This window comes from Roseibium sp., from assembly GCF_965229775.1.
Lineage (GTDB): Bacteria > Pseudomonadota > Alphaproteobacteria > Rhizobiales > Stappiaceae > Roseibium.
In genome coordinates, this window is the sequence record NZ_OZ245929.1 from 3,805,370 (window position 1) to 3,820,458 (window position 15,089).

The 15,089-nt window shown below is 60.2% G+C and carries 14 protein-coding genes; 11 read left to right on the forward strand and 3 right to left on the reverse strand.

Translation table 11 applies throughout. From position 1 onward, the window contains the following. The first annotated feature begins 113 nt into the window (after positions 1-113). Positions 114-731, forward strand: coding sequence for an MOSC domain-containing protein (locus ACO07N_RS17245; RefSeq protein WP_421982201.1), 618 nt, complete (start codon positions 114-116; stop codon positions 729-731). Positions 732-777: 46 nt separating this feature from the next. After that, positions 778-1,170, forward strand: coding sequence for a RidA family protein (locus ACO07N_RS17250; RefSeq protein WP_421982202.1), 393 nt, complete (start codon positions 778-780; stop codon positions 1,168-1,170). 13 nt (positions 1,171-1,183) lie between these two features. On the opposite strand, the gene ACO07N_RS17255 is transcribed toward ACO07N_RS17250, so the two are convergent. Both ACO07N_RS17255 and ACO07N_RS17260 read right to left on the reverse strand, forming a co-directional pair. Beyond that, the gene (locus ACO07N_RS17255; protein WP_421982203.1) at positions 1,184-1,501 is read right to left on the reverse strand and encodes a DUF2293 domain-containing protein; all 318 of its coding nucleotides are present in this window, start codon (positions 1,499-1,501) and stop codon (positions 1,184-1,186) included. A gap of 45 nt (positions 1,502-1,546) precedes the next feature. Next, entirely contained in the window at positions 1,547-3,544 is a 1,998-nt protein-coding gene (locus ACO07N_RS17260) for a putative bifunctional diguanylate cyclase/phosphodiesterase (protein WP_421982204.1), read from the reverse strand. A gap of 363 nt (positions 3,545-3,907) precedes the next feature. On the opposite strand from ACO07N_RS17260, the gene ACO07N_RS17265 reads away from it, so the two are divergent. Both ACO07N_RS17265 and ACO07N_RS17270 read left to right on the forward strand, forming a co-directional pair. Then, positions 3,908-4,552 carry a helix-turn-helix transcriptional regulator gene (locus ACO07N_RS17265; protein WP_421982205.1) on the forward strand — a complete coding sequence of 215 codons (645 nt, stop codon included), beginning with the start codon at positions 3,908-3,910 and terminating at the stop codon, positions 4,550-4,552. Between the two features lie 119 nt (positions 4,553-4,671). Next, positions 4,672-6,552, forward strand: a complete 1,881-nt coding sequence (locus ACO07N_RS17270; protein WP_421982206.1) for an ABC transporter ATP-binding protein — start codon at positions 4,672-4,674, stop codon at positions 6,550-6,552. Between the two features lie 41 nt (positions 6,553-6,593). Here ACO07N_RS17270 and ACO07N_RS17275 read toward each other — a convergent pair whose 3' ends face one another. Continuing rightward, entirely contained in the window at positions 6,594-7,694 is a 1,101-nt protein-coding gene (locus ACO07N_RS17275; protein WP_421982207.1) for a hypothetical protein, read from the reverse strand. Between the two features lie 290 nt (positions 7,695-7,984). On the opposite strand from ACO07N_RS17275, the gene ACO07N_RS17280 reads away from it, so the two are divergent. From ACO07N_RS17280 to ACO07N_RS17310, 7 genes are all read left to right on the forward strand, one after another. After that, positions 7,985-8,830, forward strand: coding sequence for a helix-turn-helix domain-containing protein (locus ACO07N_RS17280; protein ID WP_421982208.1), 846 nt, complete (start codon positions 7,985-7,987; stop codon positions 8,828-8,830). Between the two features lie 265 nt (positions 8,831-9,095). Continuing rightward, on the forward strand, positions 9,096-9,602 hold the full coding sequence (locus ACO07N_RS17285; protein ID WP_421982209.1) for a hypothetical protein: 507 nt from the start codon (positions 9,096-9,098) through the stop codon (positions 9,600-9,602). Between the two features lie 153 nt (positions 9,603-9,755). After that, complete coding sequence (locus ACO07N_RS17290; RefSeq protein ID WP_421982210.1) at positions 9,756-10,439, forward strand: PspA/IM30 family protein; 684 nt, start codon at positions 9,756-9,758, stop codon at positions 10,437-10,439. A 2-nt stretch (positions 10,440-10,441) separates the two neighbouring features. Next, positions 10,442-11,200, forward strand: coding sequence for a YqiJ family protein (locus ACO07N_RS17295; RefSeq protein ID WP_421982211.1), 759 nt, complete (start codon positions 10,442-10,444; stop codon positions 11,198-11,200). A gap of 52 nt (positions 11,201-11,252) precedes the next feature. After that, positions 11,253-13,133 (forward strand): flotillin family protein, encoded by a 1,881-nt coding sequence (locus ACO07N_RS17300; protein WP_421982212.1) that lies wholly within the window; start codon positions 11,253-11,255, stop codon positions 13,131-13,133. 138 nt (positions 13,134-13,271) lie between these two features. Beyond that, entirely contained in the window at positions 13,272-14,054 is a 783-nt protein-coding gene (locus tag ACO07N_RS17305; RefSeq protein WP_421982213.1) for a hypothetical protein, read from the forward strand. Between the two features lie 88 nt (positions 14,055-14,142). Further along, positions 14,143-15,075: a DUF922 domain-containing protein gene (locus ACO07N_RS17310; protein ID WP_421982214.1), complete on the forward strand. Its 933-nt coding sequence runs from the start codon at positions 14,143-14,145 to the stop codon at positions 15,073-15,075. Positions 15,076-15,089 lie beyond the last annotated feature (14 nt).

Consider the following 15,089-nt stretch of genomic DNA (forward strand, 5'->3'; position numbering starts at 1 on the left):
CCAGGCCGACCTGCGCACCGCTCCTTGCCGGCGACCCTGAAAAAGACCATCGAACAGGGTCTTACTTGTTGATGTTGGTATTACCCCTCGGTGTCAGAAAACAGGAGCCGACAATGACTGACCAGCCTGCACTGATGCCGGAAGAGATCCGGATTGCACGCAAGTTCAAGGTGGACGGGAAGGTTCAGGGCGTCTACCGCACGCCGTCCCCGGATGATTTTCAGACGGCGCCCGCCGAGCGCCTGGAGCTGAGCTTCGAGGGGGTTCCCGGAGACCGGCACGCCGGTTTCACCCGCAAGTCCGGAGGACGGGAACCCTGGTATCCGCGCGGCACGGAAATGTGCAACGAACGGCAGGTGTCGATCCTTTCGGTCGAGGAACTTGCCGAAGTCGCGGCCAGAATGGAGATCGGGGATCTGAAACCGGAATGGATCGGCGGTAATATTCTGGTTGCCGGAATTGCCAACCTGACTCGCATCCCGCCCCGCACCCGGCTGGTCTTCGAAGGCGGAACGGTGATCCGCGTGGACGGCGACAACGCCCCGTGCCGCTTTGCGGGTGCGGCGATTGCCGCGAACTACCCCGATCGCGAGGGTCTCGACCTGCTGTTTCCGCAGGTGGCGCGCGGCCTGCGCGGCCTTGTCGGCTATGTTGAAAAGCCCGGAGTGATCGAAGCCGGCGAGACCGTGACGGCGCATATCCCCGAACAGTGGATTTACCCACGGTCGTGACGCTAGTCTGGCTCCGGTTCAAGACTGAAAATTACCGGAGACGCTCATGCTTCCAATCCATCACATGGTCGGCGACGCGCCGCAGCCCGTTGCCCCGTTTTCCCATGCCGTCGAGGCCGACGGCTGGGTCTATGTCACCGGCCAGATGCCGACTTTTCCGGACGATCCCGAGGCGCCGCTGCCGGACGGCATCGAGGCGCAGACCAGACGGGTGATGGAGAACCTCAGGCTTGTGCTGGCAGGCGTCGGTCTCGGGCTGGAGCACGCGGTCTTTGCGCGTGTCTATCTGACCGAGTTCAAGCGCGACTATGCCAGGATGAACGAGACCTACAGGGCGTTCTTCCCGCCCGACAAGCTGCCGGGCCGCACCTGTGTCGGCGTCTCCGGTCTTGCAGTGGATGCCCTGGTCGAAATCGATCTGGTCGCCAAACGGCCTTAGGGTATAACCCGGATCAGCCGGACGGGTCCGGGTCGGCCGAGACTTCCTTGTTGCAGCCCCAGTCGCTGAGAATGTCGTTCATCGTCTGGACAACAAAGAAACGGGCGGCATCCCGGTCATAGCCTTCTTCAAGCAGGGTGTCGTACTCGGTCAGCGCGTGCCGGACGTGACTGGTGGTCGCCTGCCACAGTGCGATCGACGGCGGCAGATGGCGCAGGTGAGCGGAAAGCGCGATGCCGAGTATCGCTTCCGCGTCGCTCATCGGGATCCTGGGTGCAAGGCTGCGCAGGGCCTTGCGCATCTCCTTCTGCCGCTTTGTGCCGCCGCTCAAGAATGGCTCTCCCGGTCATCGCGGATGGCGCTGACATGTACATGGTCAGGCGCTGGACAGTCTCAGTTCTTCCATGCCGTCCGTGCTGGAGAGCGCGAGACCGGCAACCGTCCCGTTTGCGCGTGCGCTTTCCAGGATCTGGTCGAACGGCAACGGCGGGGCGAAGTGGTAACCCTGAACAAGATTGCAGCGCAGGGCAGACAGCAGGTCGAGCTGTGTCCGGTCCTCGACACCTTCCACGACACAGAGCATTTCCATCGAGCGGCAAAGGTTGATGATCGACGTGATCACGCCGCTCGCGACGGGTTCGTGGATACCGGCAACAAAACTGCGGTCGACCTTGACACAGTCGATCGGCAGGCGGTGCAGATAGCCCAGGCTCGAGTAGCCGGTTCCGAAATCATCCAGTGCCAGTTTGACGCCTGCGCTGCGCAACGTCTGCAGGCACTCTTCGGCTGCTTCGTAACTGCCGATGACCGAGGTCTCGGTGATTTCGAAGGTGATCAGCCTGGGATTGACGCCGTGGCGTTCGATGGCGTCGAGCAGCGCATGGACGGTCACCGCCGACGTGATGTCCTGGGCGGACAGGTTGAAGGAAAGACTGAGGTCTCCGGGCAGGTCCTTGATCTGCCGGACAGCCTTGTCAAACAGGGACAAGGTGAGGCGGTTGATCTGCCCGGTCCGTTCCGCAACCGCAATGAAACGATCCGGAGGGACGCTTTTCAGGACGGGACTGTGCCATCGCGCCAGGGCTTCGAACCCGACCACCGTTTTGTCGGGCAGGGACACGACCGGCTGGAAATAGACCTGAAACTCCGCATCCAGATTGGCGTTCTGCAGGGCTGTTTCGATCGCCCGCTCCGAGCGTATCCGCGCCTCGTGCTCTTCCGAATAAACGGTCGTATGGCCGCGCGAGGTTGTCTTGGAATTGTAGAGCGCATAGTCGGATCGGTCGAAAAGGGCGTGCGCGCTTTTTCCGGCGTCCGGATAGACCGCAATGCCGCAGGACGCGCCGACGGACAACGTGAGATCTCCGATCTTGTAGGGCTCGGTGATCAGGTCGCAGATCGACTGACCCGCGTTCGCCGCCTCGTTGGTATCGCCGTGGAACAGGAAGCCGAATTCGTCACCCCCGAGCCTGCAGACCTCGACATTCTGCGCGTCCAGTGCCTTGAGCCGGTTGCCGACCTCCATCAGAAGCTGGTCACCAAGCTGGTGCCCGTAGGTGTCGTTGATCGGTTTGAACCGGTCCAGATCGACGACGCCGACGGCGAACCTGGTTTCACTTCCCCCAACGTCCCTGATCAGCGCCTCGAGCCGATTGAAGAAATAGCGGCGATTGGGAAGGTCGGTAAGTGCATCCGTCTGGGCAAGCCGTGCATTTTCCGCATTCAGGCGTTCGGTTTCCTGCTGCTTGGCGGCTAGGTCGGACTGCGACTGCACCAGCTTGCAAAAGCCCCGGTAGCCGCTGATCAGAACCTGAAGAACGACCAGGCAGACCAGAAAGATGTTCATCGCGATTGCGAAGTAGACGTCCTGATCCTGGCGGATGTAGTAGACCAGATAGGGCACTGTGACGATGAACATGACCGCGAATGCGGCCTGGGGCAGGTTCATCAGGCAGAATATGCAACCGATCACCGTGATCGCTATGAAGAGCGCCACATGGCCGCGTTCTTCCGGACCGCCATAACCGTCGAGAGCGAGCGACCAGGTGATGTAGATCGCGGCCATCACGCTGCCCAGAATGACGGTCTGACGCATTTTCCGAATGGCGTCTTCAGGACCCAGGGTGACATGCCTGGCGCGGATCCAGGCGACCATGCGAATGCTCGTCAGAACGAGCATCGGCACCAGAACGCCGACGGTGAGGTAGACGGGCGCCACGTCGTAATGGGTATACGCGACGGCAATCGCGTTCACCATGAGCAGCGCGTAAAGGGAGGGGATCTGGGTTTTCAGTTCGTTGTACTGCGCTTGCGCGATTTCCGGATGGCGCGGGTCTATCGACATCCATCTCAGAAAAACCCGGATTTTTTCCATCAACTCCTCCAATTGGACTATCTCTTAACGGAAGAAGCTAAAAGAAAGGTTAGAGTACCTACTTTTAGTTTAGATAAAAGAGTGAATTTGCTTCCGATTGTATTTTGTCAGAACTCATAAAACCAGAACTGTTTCTTGCGGCAACCTGTGATAATCGCGCTGACAATCAATCTGAAGGGGATCGGGCATGCTTTTGCAGAGACTTTTCTGAAATTTCATGAATGTCAGTGGCTTACGCCAATCACTGGAATCAATTTCGGAACCCGCCGGCCGTTGAAGATCGCGGTCCTTTTTCTCTCTCGTTGAACGATAATTTGATAAGAGAACTATTTTTTAATGCGAAGCCAGCCCTATATTGGAGCCATGGCCGACCGTACGAGAACCCGCCTCCTAAACGCACTCAAGTCATCGGGCCCGCAGACGGCTGCCGATCTTGCGGACAACCTGAACGTGACGTCGGTCGCGGTCCGGCAACATCTTGACGGAATGCATGGCGAGGGACTGGTCGATTTCGAGGATGTCAAAGGCTCGGTCGGGCGCCCGAAGCGCGTCTGGGGGCTGACGGCCGCCGGGCACCAGCAATTTCCCGACAGCCACTCGACCCTGATTGTCGGGCTGCTGGAAGGGCTGTCGGACCTCTATGGCGAAGACGGCCTGGAAAACCTGATTGCGCACCGCGAAGCGAAAACAGGCCAGCTTTACAAGTCGGCCATGAGCGGTGCGCAAGATTTGCACGGCCGGGTCGAGATACTGGCGGATCTGCGCAGCCGGGAAGGCTACATGGCGGAGGTCATCCGCGAGGACGGCGCGTTCCTTCTGGTGGAAAACCATTGTTCGATCTGCGCCGCGGCGACGGCCTGCCAGGGATTTTGCCGCTCGGAGCTCACGCTCTTCAAGGACGTCCTCGGCCCGGAGGCCACGGTTGAGCGCATTGAGCATCTCTTGTCCGGCGACCGCCGGTGCATGTACAGGATAACACCTTGCGAACGCGCCGATACCGGCAAGTAGACCGCCAGGGAAATACTCTGTTGAGCGGCGATGCGACCCGGTTGGGGCTTGGCCGGAGCCCGGTACACATTGTCACCCGGGCATCGCGGGTATTGGAAGACCATTCAGGAGTACGAGGCGTGGCTTTTGCCAGACCGATTTTTGCCGGCTTGATCGAGCGTTACTTCCGTCCGTTCGAAACGCACTTGAAGCCGCTGGAACTGCCGGTCACCCCGATGCCCGACAAAGGGCCGTTGAGACTGGTCTGGCATTTCGCAAGGATGTTCCGCAGGCAACTCGTCATAGTCTCGATCCTGGCAATGATCTCGTCGCTGCTCGGACTTCTGGGGATCTGGGCGATCGCCTTTGTCGTTGACGGCGTGACAGCCGAAGGGGCGCGCGCGTTTCTTCTCGGACACATGTGGATCCTGGCCGGTTTCTTCGTCCTGTTCGTCATCGTCAGCCCGCTGGTGTTTCTGTTACGGCAGACATTCGCCTTTCAGACCGTCCGCATTCTCCTGCCCGCCGCCATGCGCTGGCAGGCGCACAAGGCCGTCGAGATGCAGGATCTCGCCTTCTTCGAGGACACGTTCGCGGGGCAGGTCGCCTCGCGCATCGCCCAGGTGACGATGTCGGTCCATCGCCAGATGATGCTGGCGATCGAGACGATCCCCTTTCTGATCATCCAGTTCGGCGGGTCGTTCCTGTTGCTGCTTGCACTCGCCTGGCCGCTTGCGGTCCCGGTCTTCTTCTGGATCGCCGCAAATGTTCTGGTCGCCTGGCTGGCAATCCCGACCTACATGCAGCGCTCCGCCAAGGTTGCCGCCGCCAACTCCCGGGCGACCGGCGCGATGACCGATGTCTATTCCAACATCGCGATGGTCAAGCTGTTTGCCGCAGAAGACTCCGAAGCCGGTGCGATCCGCAAGGTGATCGGCGAAACGATCGATACCAGGCACAGTGAAAACCGGTCCTATATCCTGACCGACAGCAGCGTCTATTTCCTCAACGTGCTCCTGATGCTGGCGGTTGCCGTGATCGGCTTCTGGGGGCTTGTCGGGAACTGGGTCACGCTCGGCGACTTCGTGGCCGGGCTGACGGTAACAAGGTCGCTGTCGGCAGCCTCTTCCAACTTCATCAGTGTCGGGCAGTCCATCACCAGCACTCTCGGCACGATCAAGGATGCGATGCCGATCATGACCAGCAGGCCCGAGATCAAGGACCGTTCGGGCGCCGGGGACCTGAGCGTAACCCAGGGACAGATCCGTTTCGACGCGGTCTCGTTTGCCTATCAGAAGGATCGCAAGCCGGTTCTGGAAAACTTCGACCTGACCATCGCCCCGGGAGAGCGCGTCGGTCTGGTCGGTCTTTCGGGCGCCGGCAAGTCGACGGTGATTGCGCTGCTCATGCGCCTGAGGGACGTGTCGCAAGGCAGCATCGCGATCGATGACCAGGATATCAGGGACGTGACGCAGGAATCGCTGCGCCGGCAGATCGGGGTCGTCACCCAGGACATCTCGCTGCTCAACAGGTCGATCCGCGACAACATTCGCTACGGCAAACCCGCAGCGAGCGACGCCGAGGTACTGGCCGCTGCGCGTGCCTCCGAGGCCGAGGTATTCATTGCGGAGCAAAGGGACAGCAAGGAACGGGTCGGGCTGGACGCGCATGTCGGCGACAGGGGGGTCAAACTCTCAGGCGGGCAGCGGCAACGGATCACCATCGCCAGAGTGCTCCTAAAGGACGCACCGATCCTGATCCTCGACGAGGCAACATCCGCGCTTGACAGCGAGGCGGAACTCGCCATCCAGCAGAACCTGGCTCAGATGATGGAAGGCAGGACAACGCTCGCGGTGGCCCACCGGTTGTCGACCATCGCGGCAATGGACAGGCTCGTCGTCATGGACGGTGGCCGCATCATCGAAGAGGGAACGCACCGCGATCTTCTGGCACGCGGCGGTCTTTACGCCACGCTGTGGGAACGCCAGTCGGGCGGTTTCCTGGCGCACGCGGCCGAGTAGGGCGGCGGCAAGGCGCATGCGGGCGAGCCGTTGATGGCCGGTCAGTTTTCTTTTCGCCTCAGGATGACCTTGAGATGCCACTGTTCAAGGGCATAGGCCGTCGTTTTCTCGCGGTAGAGGTCCTCAAGGCGTCTGAAGAATTCGTTCTCCAGCCATGTCGTGTTCTTGCCTTCCCCAAGGGTCGCTTCGAACAGGCCGGCGCGCAATGAGCTTGCCGCAAAGGCCTTGGTGTAGCCGGCATATTTTCTGGCGTAGTCCGCAGGATCATTCAGAGAGGACGCAAAGACATCACCGCCACCGTCGACACCGGCAACATCGATCGTGTCGACCTCATAGAGATCGGCAAGACCCGACCCCTCCTCGAAGGGTTCCCGCGCTTCCTGCGCGGTCAGGAACCAGAGCCCGAAAACGAAATTGTCTGCGGCGTTGCGGTCAAGCAGGCCGTCTTCGGCCATGGATGCGGTTACGGCCTGCATCGCGCGGTAGATCCCGCGTCCGGATGCGGCCGTGCCGTTGATTTCACCGGCTTCCGGAACGGCGCCGATGGTCGATACGAACAGGTATCCGCCCGGCTGAAGTTCTTCTGAACGCAGGCGCAGGAACCGGATCCAGTCGTCCTTTGCCTTTTGCCACATCACCTGCCTTGGGTCGCCGGTCAGGTCGGCAAACCAGACGGTGTCGGGTGCGTGCAGGCTGACGGTCGACCTGAGCCAGTGACTTGCGAAGAAACAGGTGCCCAGGGAAACGGAGCGATCGGGGACCATGCGGTCGTAAAACGAGCCGACGGCCGCTGAAACCAGGGGTGGATGCGGCCGGTTCAGGTAACCGCTCTTTCCCGAGACAAGGTTCATGAGCGTGTTCCAGTCGTTGCCATGCTGGTCGGCATGACAGACGGAAACGGATTTCAGGGCACTCTCACGGCTCCAGGCGTCGAGTGCGGGCCGCACCGTCTCGACGGCGCTTTGTCCGGGGCCGCAACCGTAATCGGTGATGTTCAGGTCATGCGGAAGGTTCGCGACACGCCGCGCCAGGTCCGCGATGATCTCCGAGTTTCCGAGCGCATGTTCCTTCTGAGCCCGCGAGTTCGCGTCATAGTCGACCATTCCTTCCGTTGATGGCGATGTTTCCTGGTCTGTTGCCATGTCGGTCCCCCTAAAAAGCTGTTCTGCGGCAATCGCCGTCGGAACCCGCACAGGATCGCCCACTTTGATGGCGGCGTGAAGACCCGATTCGATCGTCGTGAACGCGCCGCCGGATCAGCGCTCGCTCACGCTTTTCCACCGCGCGGTGTCGCGAACAAGGTGAATTCCTCATTCAGCGAGGTCGGCGGAGCCGGGACAGAGGGCGCACAGCATGTGGAGGGCGCTCGTAACTTGCCGACTTTGGTCAACGCTGTGTTGATTTTGAAAAATCCGGCAGACAATAATCAACGATGGACAAGCGAGAACGCGCAGAACTCTTCCGTGAACGGCTTTCAGATGCCATCCGCAGCCGCGACATGAACCGTAGCGATCTGGCGCGCGGCGCAAATCTGGACCGCTCCACCGTATCGCAACTCCTGTCCGAGGAGGCACCGCGCCTGCCGAATGGCCAGGCGCTGGCGTCGATCTCCACGGCTCTTGGCGTGTCCGCGGACTGGCTTCTCGGTCTGTCGACACATCGCGGGGCCGCGGCGGAGATCCTTGATCAGGCGGTTCAGATTGCCGAAACCGACCGGCATCCGGTCGATGAACACCTTCTGGCCTGGTACCGCGACGCCGTCGGGGCGAAGATCCGGCACGTTCCCGCAAATCTGCCTGATGTTCTGAAAACGGATGCGGTGCTGGCCTATGAATATGCCGGCGAGACGCTCCGGACAGCAGACCAGGCCATCACCGGTACACGCGATCAGAGAGCGCTGCTCGGACGTGCCGAATCGGACATGGAAATTGCGCTTTCCAAGGAAGCCCTTGAGGCGTTTGCGCGCGGCGAGGGACTTTGGTCCGGTCTTTCACCCGACGAACGCAGGGAACAGTTGGAGGTCATGGGAAAGAGCCTCTCCGATCTCTATCCCTCCCTGCGCCTGCACCTGTTCGGTGCAACGGACCGGTATTCGTCGCCTTTCACGGTTTTCGGCCAGAAATGGGCGGCCCTCTATCTGGGTCAGCGCTATCTCGCCTTTTCCAATACGCGCCACATTCAGCTCTTCGCCAGCCATTTCGATGATCTCGTGAGACATGCCGTCGTCAGGTCGCACGAGGCCGGGGCATTCGTGTCTCGGCTCGCGGAAGATGTCTGAGAGGGCCGGGCCCGTCTTTCCTGAACCAGTTGCAGGCATGACCCGCGCACGCATCAGTGGCCGCAGCCTGCCGGCCTGCGATTTTCCGACGGTTTCGAAAGGGAAATTCCGGGAATTGACGCGCGGCATGGACGGATAACTCTCTTGAATCCCTGACGTGTAATTGCCAAATCCTGCACTTGATGGTCGATTTTTCTTGACAAATGAAAACTTTTGTGTACATATGTAAACATATTAATACAAACGAAGACGATTGGTGACGTCTATGCCGAAGAGTATTCCGATCAGCGTCAGGCTCAGTGACGACGATGTGGCCTTCCTAGCGGGCTATGAGGTTCAGGGCGCCCGAACTCCGAGCGACAAGATGCGCGAAATCCTGAAAGCGGCCCGCGAACGAGAGGAAGGCGTTCAGGACGTCGCCGCGTGCGAAGACCTGCTCCGCTCGATGGTGCGGCCTGCGGAAAGGGGCTTGCGGCAATTGCAGAGGGAAACCGGGATAAGGTCCGACCTTGTCATGAAATTGTATGAACGATTGCCCGAAATGCTCGCGGAACTGATCGCTTCGGCACCCGGACCTGAGCAAGGTGAACAGGATCTGGTAAAATTCGAAGCCGCCTTGTCTGCGGAACTGTTTTCGGTGATCGAGGAGATTTTCGACCTCGGGCTGACAACGCCGAGCCGGACGTATGATCCGGCGCTGATGGACAAGAGGCTGGAGCCCATTCTGGAGGTCGCGCGGCTGCTGGATCAGAGGCGCGCGGCGAGAGACTGAAAGTTGCCCGGCAGCAGATTCATGGCGCCGGTGATTGGAGAAAGGGGCCGATGAGGCCGGCCGGCGATTGCCGTCTGCATCGCAATGCGTGATGCCCCGGATGTATTTGTTTTTTGAATTACGGACGAAGATGAACGGAAAGGAAGGAAAAAAATGGCAGAAGGTCTCGTAGCACGCGTAACGCGTCTGGTCTCCGGCGGTGTGAACCAGTTGGTGGACTCCATTGAAAACACTTCCCCCGAAACCGTCATGGCGGAGGCGATCCGCGAAGTCGACCGGGCCGTCGACCAGGTTCGCGATGAACTGGCCGGTGTGCTTGCGAACAAGCATCTTGCGAACACGCGCCTCGGGGAAACAACCTCGCGTCACGAAGAACTCCAGGGTCAGATCGCCCTGGCGGTGAAAGAGGGGCGCGACGATCTCGCCGAAGCGGCGATCGCGCGGCAGCTCGATCTGGAAGTTCAGATCCCCGTGCTGGAATCCGCTGTCGCGGATGCCAGCCGTGAGGAAAAGGAACTGGAGGGCTACATAGGTGCGCTTCAGGCCCGCAAGCGGGAAATGGAAGCCGAGCTCGACAACTTCCGCCGCGCCCAGCAGCAAAGTGCGGCGGACGGTGCAGCATCGGGTGCAGCCGCACCCAGGGACAGTGTCGAGGGCAAGACCCGCAAGGCGGAAGAAGCCTTCGATCGTGTCATGCAGGGCGCGACCGGCCTGCCGGGCACGCAGACGCCCGACAGGGCCGATGCAACCAAACTTGCGGAGCTTGAGGACCTTGCCCGCAAGAACAGGGTGTCGGAACGCCTTGCAGCATTGAAGGCGTCGGCGAAAGACGGTTGAACATGTTCGAGTTCATCCTAGCCGGGCCGAACACGCCTTTTGCGGTCGCTCTTGGCCTGATGATTGCGATCGCGCTCGCCGAAGGTGTGGGCACGCTCATGGGACTGGGCCTGTCGAGCATGATCGACAGCCTGCTTCCGGAAGTGGACCTGCCGGATGTGGACCTCCCCGAAATCGACGCACCGGAGTTCGACGCGGACATCCAGGGAGGCGTGCTGCCGGGAGATCTTGAAACAGTTGCCGCGGGAACGGAGATTTCCGGGCCGGGACAGGGGCTCTTCAGCCAAATCCTTGGCTGGCTCTGCTTCGGACGGGTGCCCGCACTGATCATCCTGGTGATCTTTCTCACCGGATTTGGCCTCGTCGGCTATGTGCTGCAGGGCCTTGTGCAATCGGTGACCGGTTTCCTCCTGCCGGGCATCCTGGCATCTGCCGGCGCGTTCGCGGGGGCACTGCCCTTCACACGGGTGACGGCGCTGGGGCTGTCACGGGTCATGCCCAAGGACGAAAGCGATGCCGTCTCGCGGCAGACATTCGTCGGCAAGCCCGCCGTCATCGTTCAGGGCCACGCCAGGCAGGGACTGCCTGCACAGGCGCGCCTCAGCGATCCGACCGGACAATCTCACTACGTGCTGGTCGAGCCGGACGTGGAGGGCGAGGTGCTTGAGCAGGGGACGGACATCATCATCGTCCGCCAGCAGGGCCCGCATTTCACCGCGATACGCAACACGAACGCGACTTTGACCGGCGCTGACAGCTGACGCCCGCGCCGGGCTCTTGAATTTCATCAAAAGAAAAAGGGAGTTGTAAGTTATGGACCAACTCATAAGCATTTTGATTCTCGTCGGCATCGGCTTCGTGGCCCTGCTGGCAATCGGTTTGATCATTTCCCGCCTCTACCGCCGGTCTTCAAAGGAAGTCTCCTTCGTACGGACCGGTTTCGGTGGCCAGCGCGTGATCATGAATGGCGGAACACTCGTGCTGCCGGTGCTGCACGATGTCATTCCCGTCAACATGAACACGCTGCGCCTTGAGGTGCGCCGCTCCAACGACCAGGCCCTGATCACCAGGGATCGCATGCGCGTCGACGTTCTGGCGGAATTCTATGTCCGCGTTCAGCCGACCATCGAATCCATTGCCAACGCTGCACAGACGCTTGGTCAGCGGACCATGAAACCCGAAGCCCTGCGCGAACTGGTCGAAGGCAAGTTCGTCGACGCCCTGCGCGCCGTTGCCGCTGAAATGGCGATGGAAGAGCTGCATGAGCAGCGCGTGAACTTCGTCCAGAAGGTGCAGGCTGCCGTTTCCGAAGACATTCTGAAAAACGGTCTCGAACTGGAATCCGTATCGCTCACCGGCCTCGACCAGACCAACCGGGAATACTTCAATCCGGAAAATGCCTTCGACGCCGAAGGTCTGACCAAGCTGACCCAGGAAATCGAGGAGCGCCGCAAGAAGCGCAACGACATCGAACAGGAGACCGAAGTCCTGATTCAGCGCAAGAATCTCGAGGCGGAGCAGGAGCGTCTGCAGATCAGCCGCGAGGAAGAATTCGCCAAACTCGAACAGCAGCGCGAAATCGAGATCCGCAGGGCCGAGCAGTCATCGCTGATCGCCAAGCAGCAGGCCGAGCGCGAGCGTGAGGCCGAAGAAGCCAAGATCCTTGCAAGCCAGAAGGTCAAGGAGAAGGACATTGAGTCCAACCAGGCTGTCACAGAGCGCCAGATCGCGATGGACCAGCAGGTCCGCGAGCGGGAGATCTCCAAGGAGCGGACCGTCGAGGCAGCCAATGTCGACAAGCAGAAGCTGATCGAACTTGCGGAGCAGGATCGCGACATTGCCGTTGCTGCAAAGTCACGTGAAAAATCCGAGGCGGAGGCCGAGGCAGACGAGGCCAGGGCCATTGCGGCGCGTGCGGCCGAACAGGTCGCGACCGCCCGGGAAACCGAGGTGGCAGAGCGTGACAAGCAGATCGAACTGATCGAAGCCCGCAAGGCTGCCGAAATGGACGCGGTCGCGGTCACCGTTGGCGCGGAAGCCCAGAAACAGGCGGCCGCCGATCATGCCGAGGCCGTTCGTATTTCGGCGGAAGCGGAAGCCGCGAAGCTTCGCATCGAAGCGCAGGGTTCCGCGGAAGCCGACAAGCTCCGGGCGGAAGCCGAGAAGGCTCTCTACGAGGTGGAAGCCGCAGGTCAGCGCGCGATCAACGAAGCGGCCAATCTGTTGTCGCCGGATCAGATCGCGATGCAGGTTCGTGTCAAGCTTCTGGAGCAGCTGCCTGAGATCATTGCAGAAAGCGTCAAGCCGATGGAGCAGATCGACGGCATCAAGATCATCCAGGTCGATGGCATGACCGGAGGCGCTGGTGCGGCCGCCGGCGGCGTGGGCCCGAACGGGGGCGGTGGTGGAAACCTCGCCGACCAGATGGTCACGTCCGCCCTGAAGTACCGCTCCCAGGCTCCGCTTCTGGATGCCATGATGAAGGAAGTCGGGTTGGACGGGTCCGGTTTGTCCGGGCTGACCAATGGCCTTTCCGAGGCACCCGCCAAGGAAATTGATCCGGTCGAAACCGGCCCCGTTGAAGCCTTGCCGGATGGGTCGATTGATACGGCCGCGGCGGCCCCGGCCGTTAAGGCGGCAGCGGACAAAGCTCCCAAGCCGCCCAAGCCGGAAAGCGCAGATCCTGCTGCCTGACCGGTGGAACTGAGACATGTCCCGGCGCCTGTTGGTGCCGGGAGATCGGTATGGTCAGGCTGAAGTCTGACCATGCATCTTCAATCCCGTCCAATGGGGAGGACGGTTCCTGACAGGGCAAAGGTCTGGTGGAACGGGATGGACTACGAAATCAAGGAAGACCAATTCCAGAAGCGCGGGAACCTGTTTCTCGAGATATCGGCGATCATGATCTTCGTGCTGCTGATCCTGTTTGCCGGGGTCGTCTATCACTTCTACACCGAGGTGAACCGGCTTTACGATGACAAGCAGGAGCTTTTGGGCAGGATTGAGGCGTTTGAGCAGCGTCCGGCGAACCTCGGGACCAACCAGGACTTCGACGGGCTGCGGAATGAGCAAATCGCGCTTCGCAGGCAAGTCGCGAAGCTGGAAGAAGAGGCAATGGATGCGAACGCAGACAATCCGGAAAAGGAAATCAAGGAACTGCAAGAGCGCGTCGGCGAACTTGAAAAGCTGGCTGAAGCAGGAAGCCTTCATGCCAATGCGGGGAACGGCGTAGTTGTCTCCAGGGGAAAACGGAGAAAGGTCGTAAACGACATTCAGGTCGATCTCGCCACCTGTTCGGAGAAGATGATGTACGTGTACTGCGACATCTCCTTGGAGGCTCTGGGAGATGCGGGCCGCAGAGTGGAAATCTCGAACCAGAGCACCCTCCTGGAGGACGAAGACGGCATCACTTATCCGATTTCCTCCTTTTCGCTCGGGACCGGAAGAAAGAACGAAGTGCGCCACAAGGCCACGGTGTTCGTGAGCAAGACGCGGCCGGTGAAGCTGCGGTTCCGGTTCTTTGAGCCGGCGGTCGGAACACAGTCATTTTCACTCGCTCAGTTCCACATAGACGGAGCCGGCGTTCCGTTCGAGGAGATCCGTGTGGATTGGTGAAAGCGTGTTGGCCGGGAGCCTGTCGGCTGATCGCAACGCAATTCTGTCCTGGCGGCGCAATGGTTTGTACAAGGAAAGTCTTCGTATCATGAGTATTTCGGGAATTGCGAAACGGACCGCGTTTCTTTCTGTTGTCTTGTGCTTCGTGTTGCCAGTGCCGCTTGCGATGTCCGCACCTGAAGTTACGACAAAGAACAACTATTTTTACGTGCCGGGGTCCACCGAGCTGGAAATCACGAAAAATCTGGAGCATCACGCCCGAAAGGATGCGAACTGGGGCAACTTCTTCTGGGCGAAAAACATCTGGTCGACCAACTGGCACATATGGTGGCGGGAAACGGAGAAAGGATGTGTCCTCAGCAGGGTTGATTCATCCGTCGAGTTCGAAAACTGGATACCGCGCTGGCGGCATAAATCCGAGGCCACTCCGGAAATGCGCGCACGCCTGAGACGCACAAGCGCGGCAATCGATCTGTACAGGGAACAGATCATGTCCAGTGGCGTGAGTTCCGTCACTGAAATCGGTCAACTTTACACGCGGTTTCCCGCGTTCAAGACCTGTGAAGAGTTGAAAGACGCATTTCACAAACAGGCAACCCGGATTTCACAGCTTTATCGCGACAGCGCTGCGGCAATCGAGAAACGAACCGGAAACGGAACCCGGCTCTTCCCGGACCTCAACGAACCGGCCGGACCGGAGACACCGGTCCCCGGAAGCCCGGATCTCGAACTGGACGGCTGGTGTCAGATCTCGGACGACAGGGAGACGGTTGAGACACTGATGTGCCGTTACGACCGGTCCTGTGAACCGGACTCTGCGCGCTGCAGAATTGATTTCAGCTGGCCGGAGGAACGAATCCAGGTCCAGTATTTCGACGGCGGACCGGTGCGGTGGAACGACGAACTGGCTGACTTCGCATTCATCAACAAGACACCCTGTGTCCGCAGGGTGTCCGATGGCCGGATCCTCTGTTTTTCCGAGGCGGAACCGAAACAGCGCTGGTTCTATCACCTGCCTTGAGCCATCGCCGGTTT

What these genes read in the sequence shown, in the direction of transcription:
- ACO07N_RS17245 (WP_421982201.1), top strand. Translation starts at nt 114, where the DNA reads ATGACTGACCAGCCTGCACTGATGCCGGAAGAGATCCGGATTGCACGC.
- ACO07N_RS17280 (WP_421982208.1), top strand. Translation starts at nt 7,985, where the DNA reads ATGGACAAGCGAGAACGCGCAGAACTCTTCCGTGAACGGCTTTCAGAT.
- ACO07N_RS17310 (WP_421982214.1), top strand. Translation starts at nt 14,143, where the DNA reads ATGAGTATTTCGGGAATTGCGAAACGGACCGCGTTTCTTTCTGTTGTC.
- ACO07N_RS17290 (WP_421982210.1), top strand. Translation starts at nt 9,756, where the DNA reads ATGGCAGAAGGTCTCGTAGCACGCGTAACGCGTCTGGTCTCCGGCGGT.
- ACO07N_RS17305 (WP_421982213.1), top strand. Translation starts at nt 13,272, where the DNA reads ATGGACTACGAAATCAAGGAAGACCAATTCCAGAAGCGCGGGAACCTG.
- ACO07N_RS17295 (WP_421982211.1), top strand. Translation starts at nt 10,442, where the DNA reads ATGTTCGAGTTCATCCTAGCCGGGCCGAACACGCCTTTTGCGGTCGCT.
- ACO07N_RS17275 (WP_421982207.1), bottom strand. Translation starts at nt 7,694, where the DNA reads ATGGCAACAGACCAGGAAACATCGCCATCAACGGAAGGAATGGTCGAC.
- ACO07N_RS17260 (WP_421982204.1), bottom strand. Translation starts at nt 3,544, where the DNA reads ATGGAAAAAATCCGGGTTTTTCTGAGATGGATGTCGATAGACCCGCGC.
- ACO07N_RS17250 (WP_421982202.1), top strand. Translation starts at nt 778, where the DNA reads ATGCTTCCAATCCATCACATGGTCGGCGACGCGCCGCAGCCCGTTGCC.
- ACO07N_RS17300 (WP_421982212.1), top strand. Translation starts at nt 11,253, where the DNA reads ATGGACCAACTCATAAGCATTTTGATTCTCGTCGGCATCGGCTTCGTG.
- ACO07N_RS17285 (WP_421982209.1), top strand. Translation starts at nt 9,096, where the DNA reads ATGCCGAAGAGTATTCCGATCAGCGTCAGGCTCAGTGACGACGATGTG.
- ACO07N_RS17265 (WP_421982205.1), top strand. Translation starts at nt 3,908, where the DNA reads ATGGCCGACCGTACGAGAACCCGCCTCCTAAACGCACTCAAGTCATCG.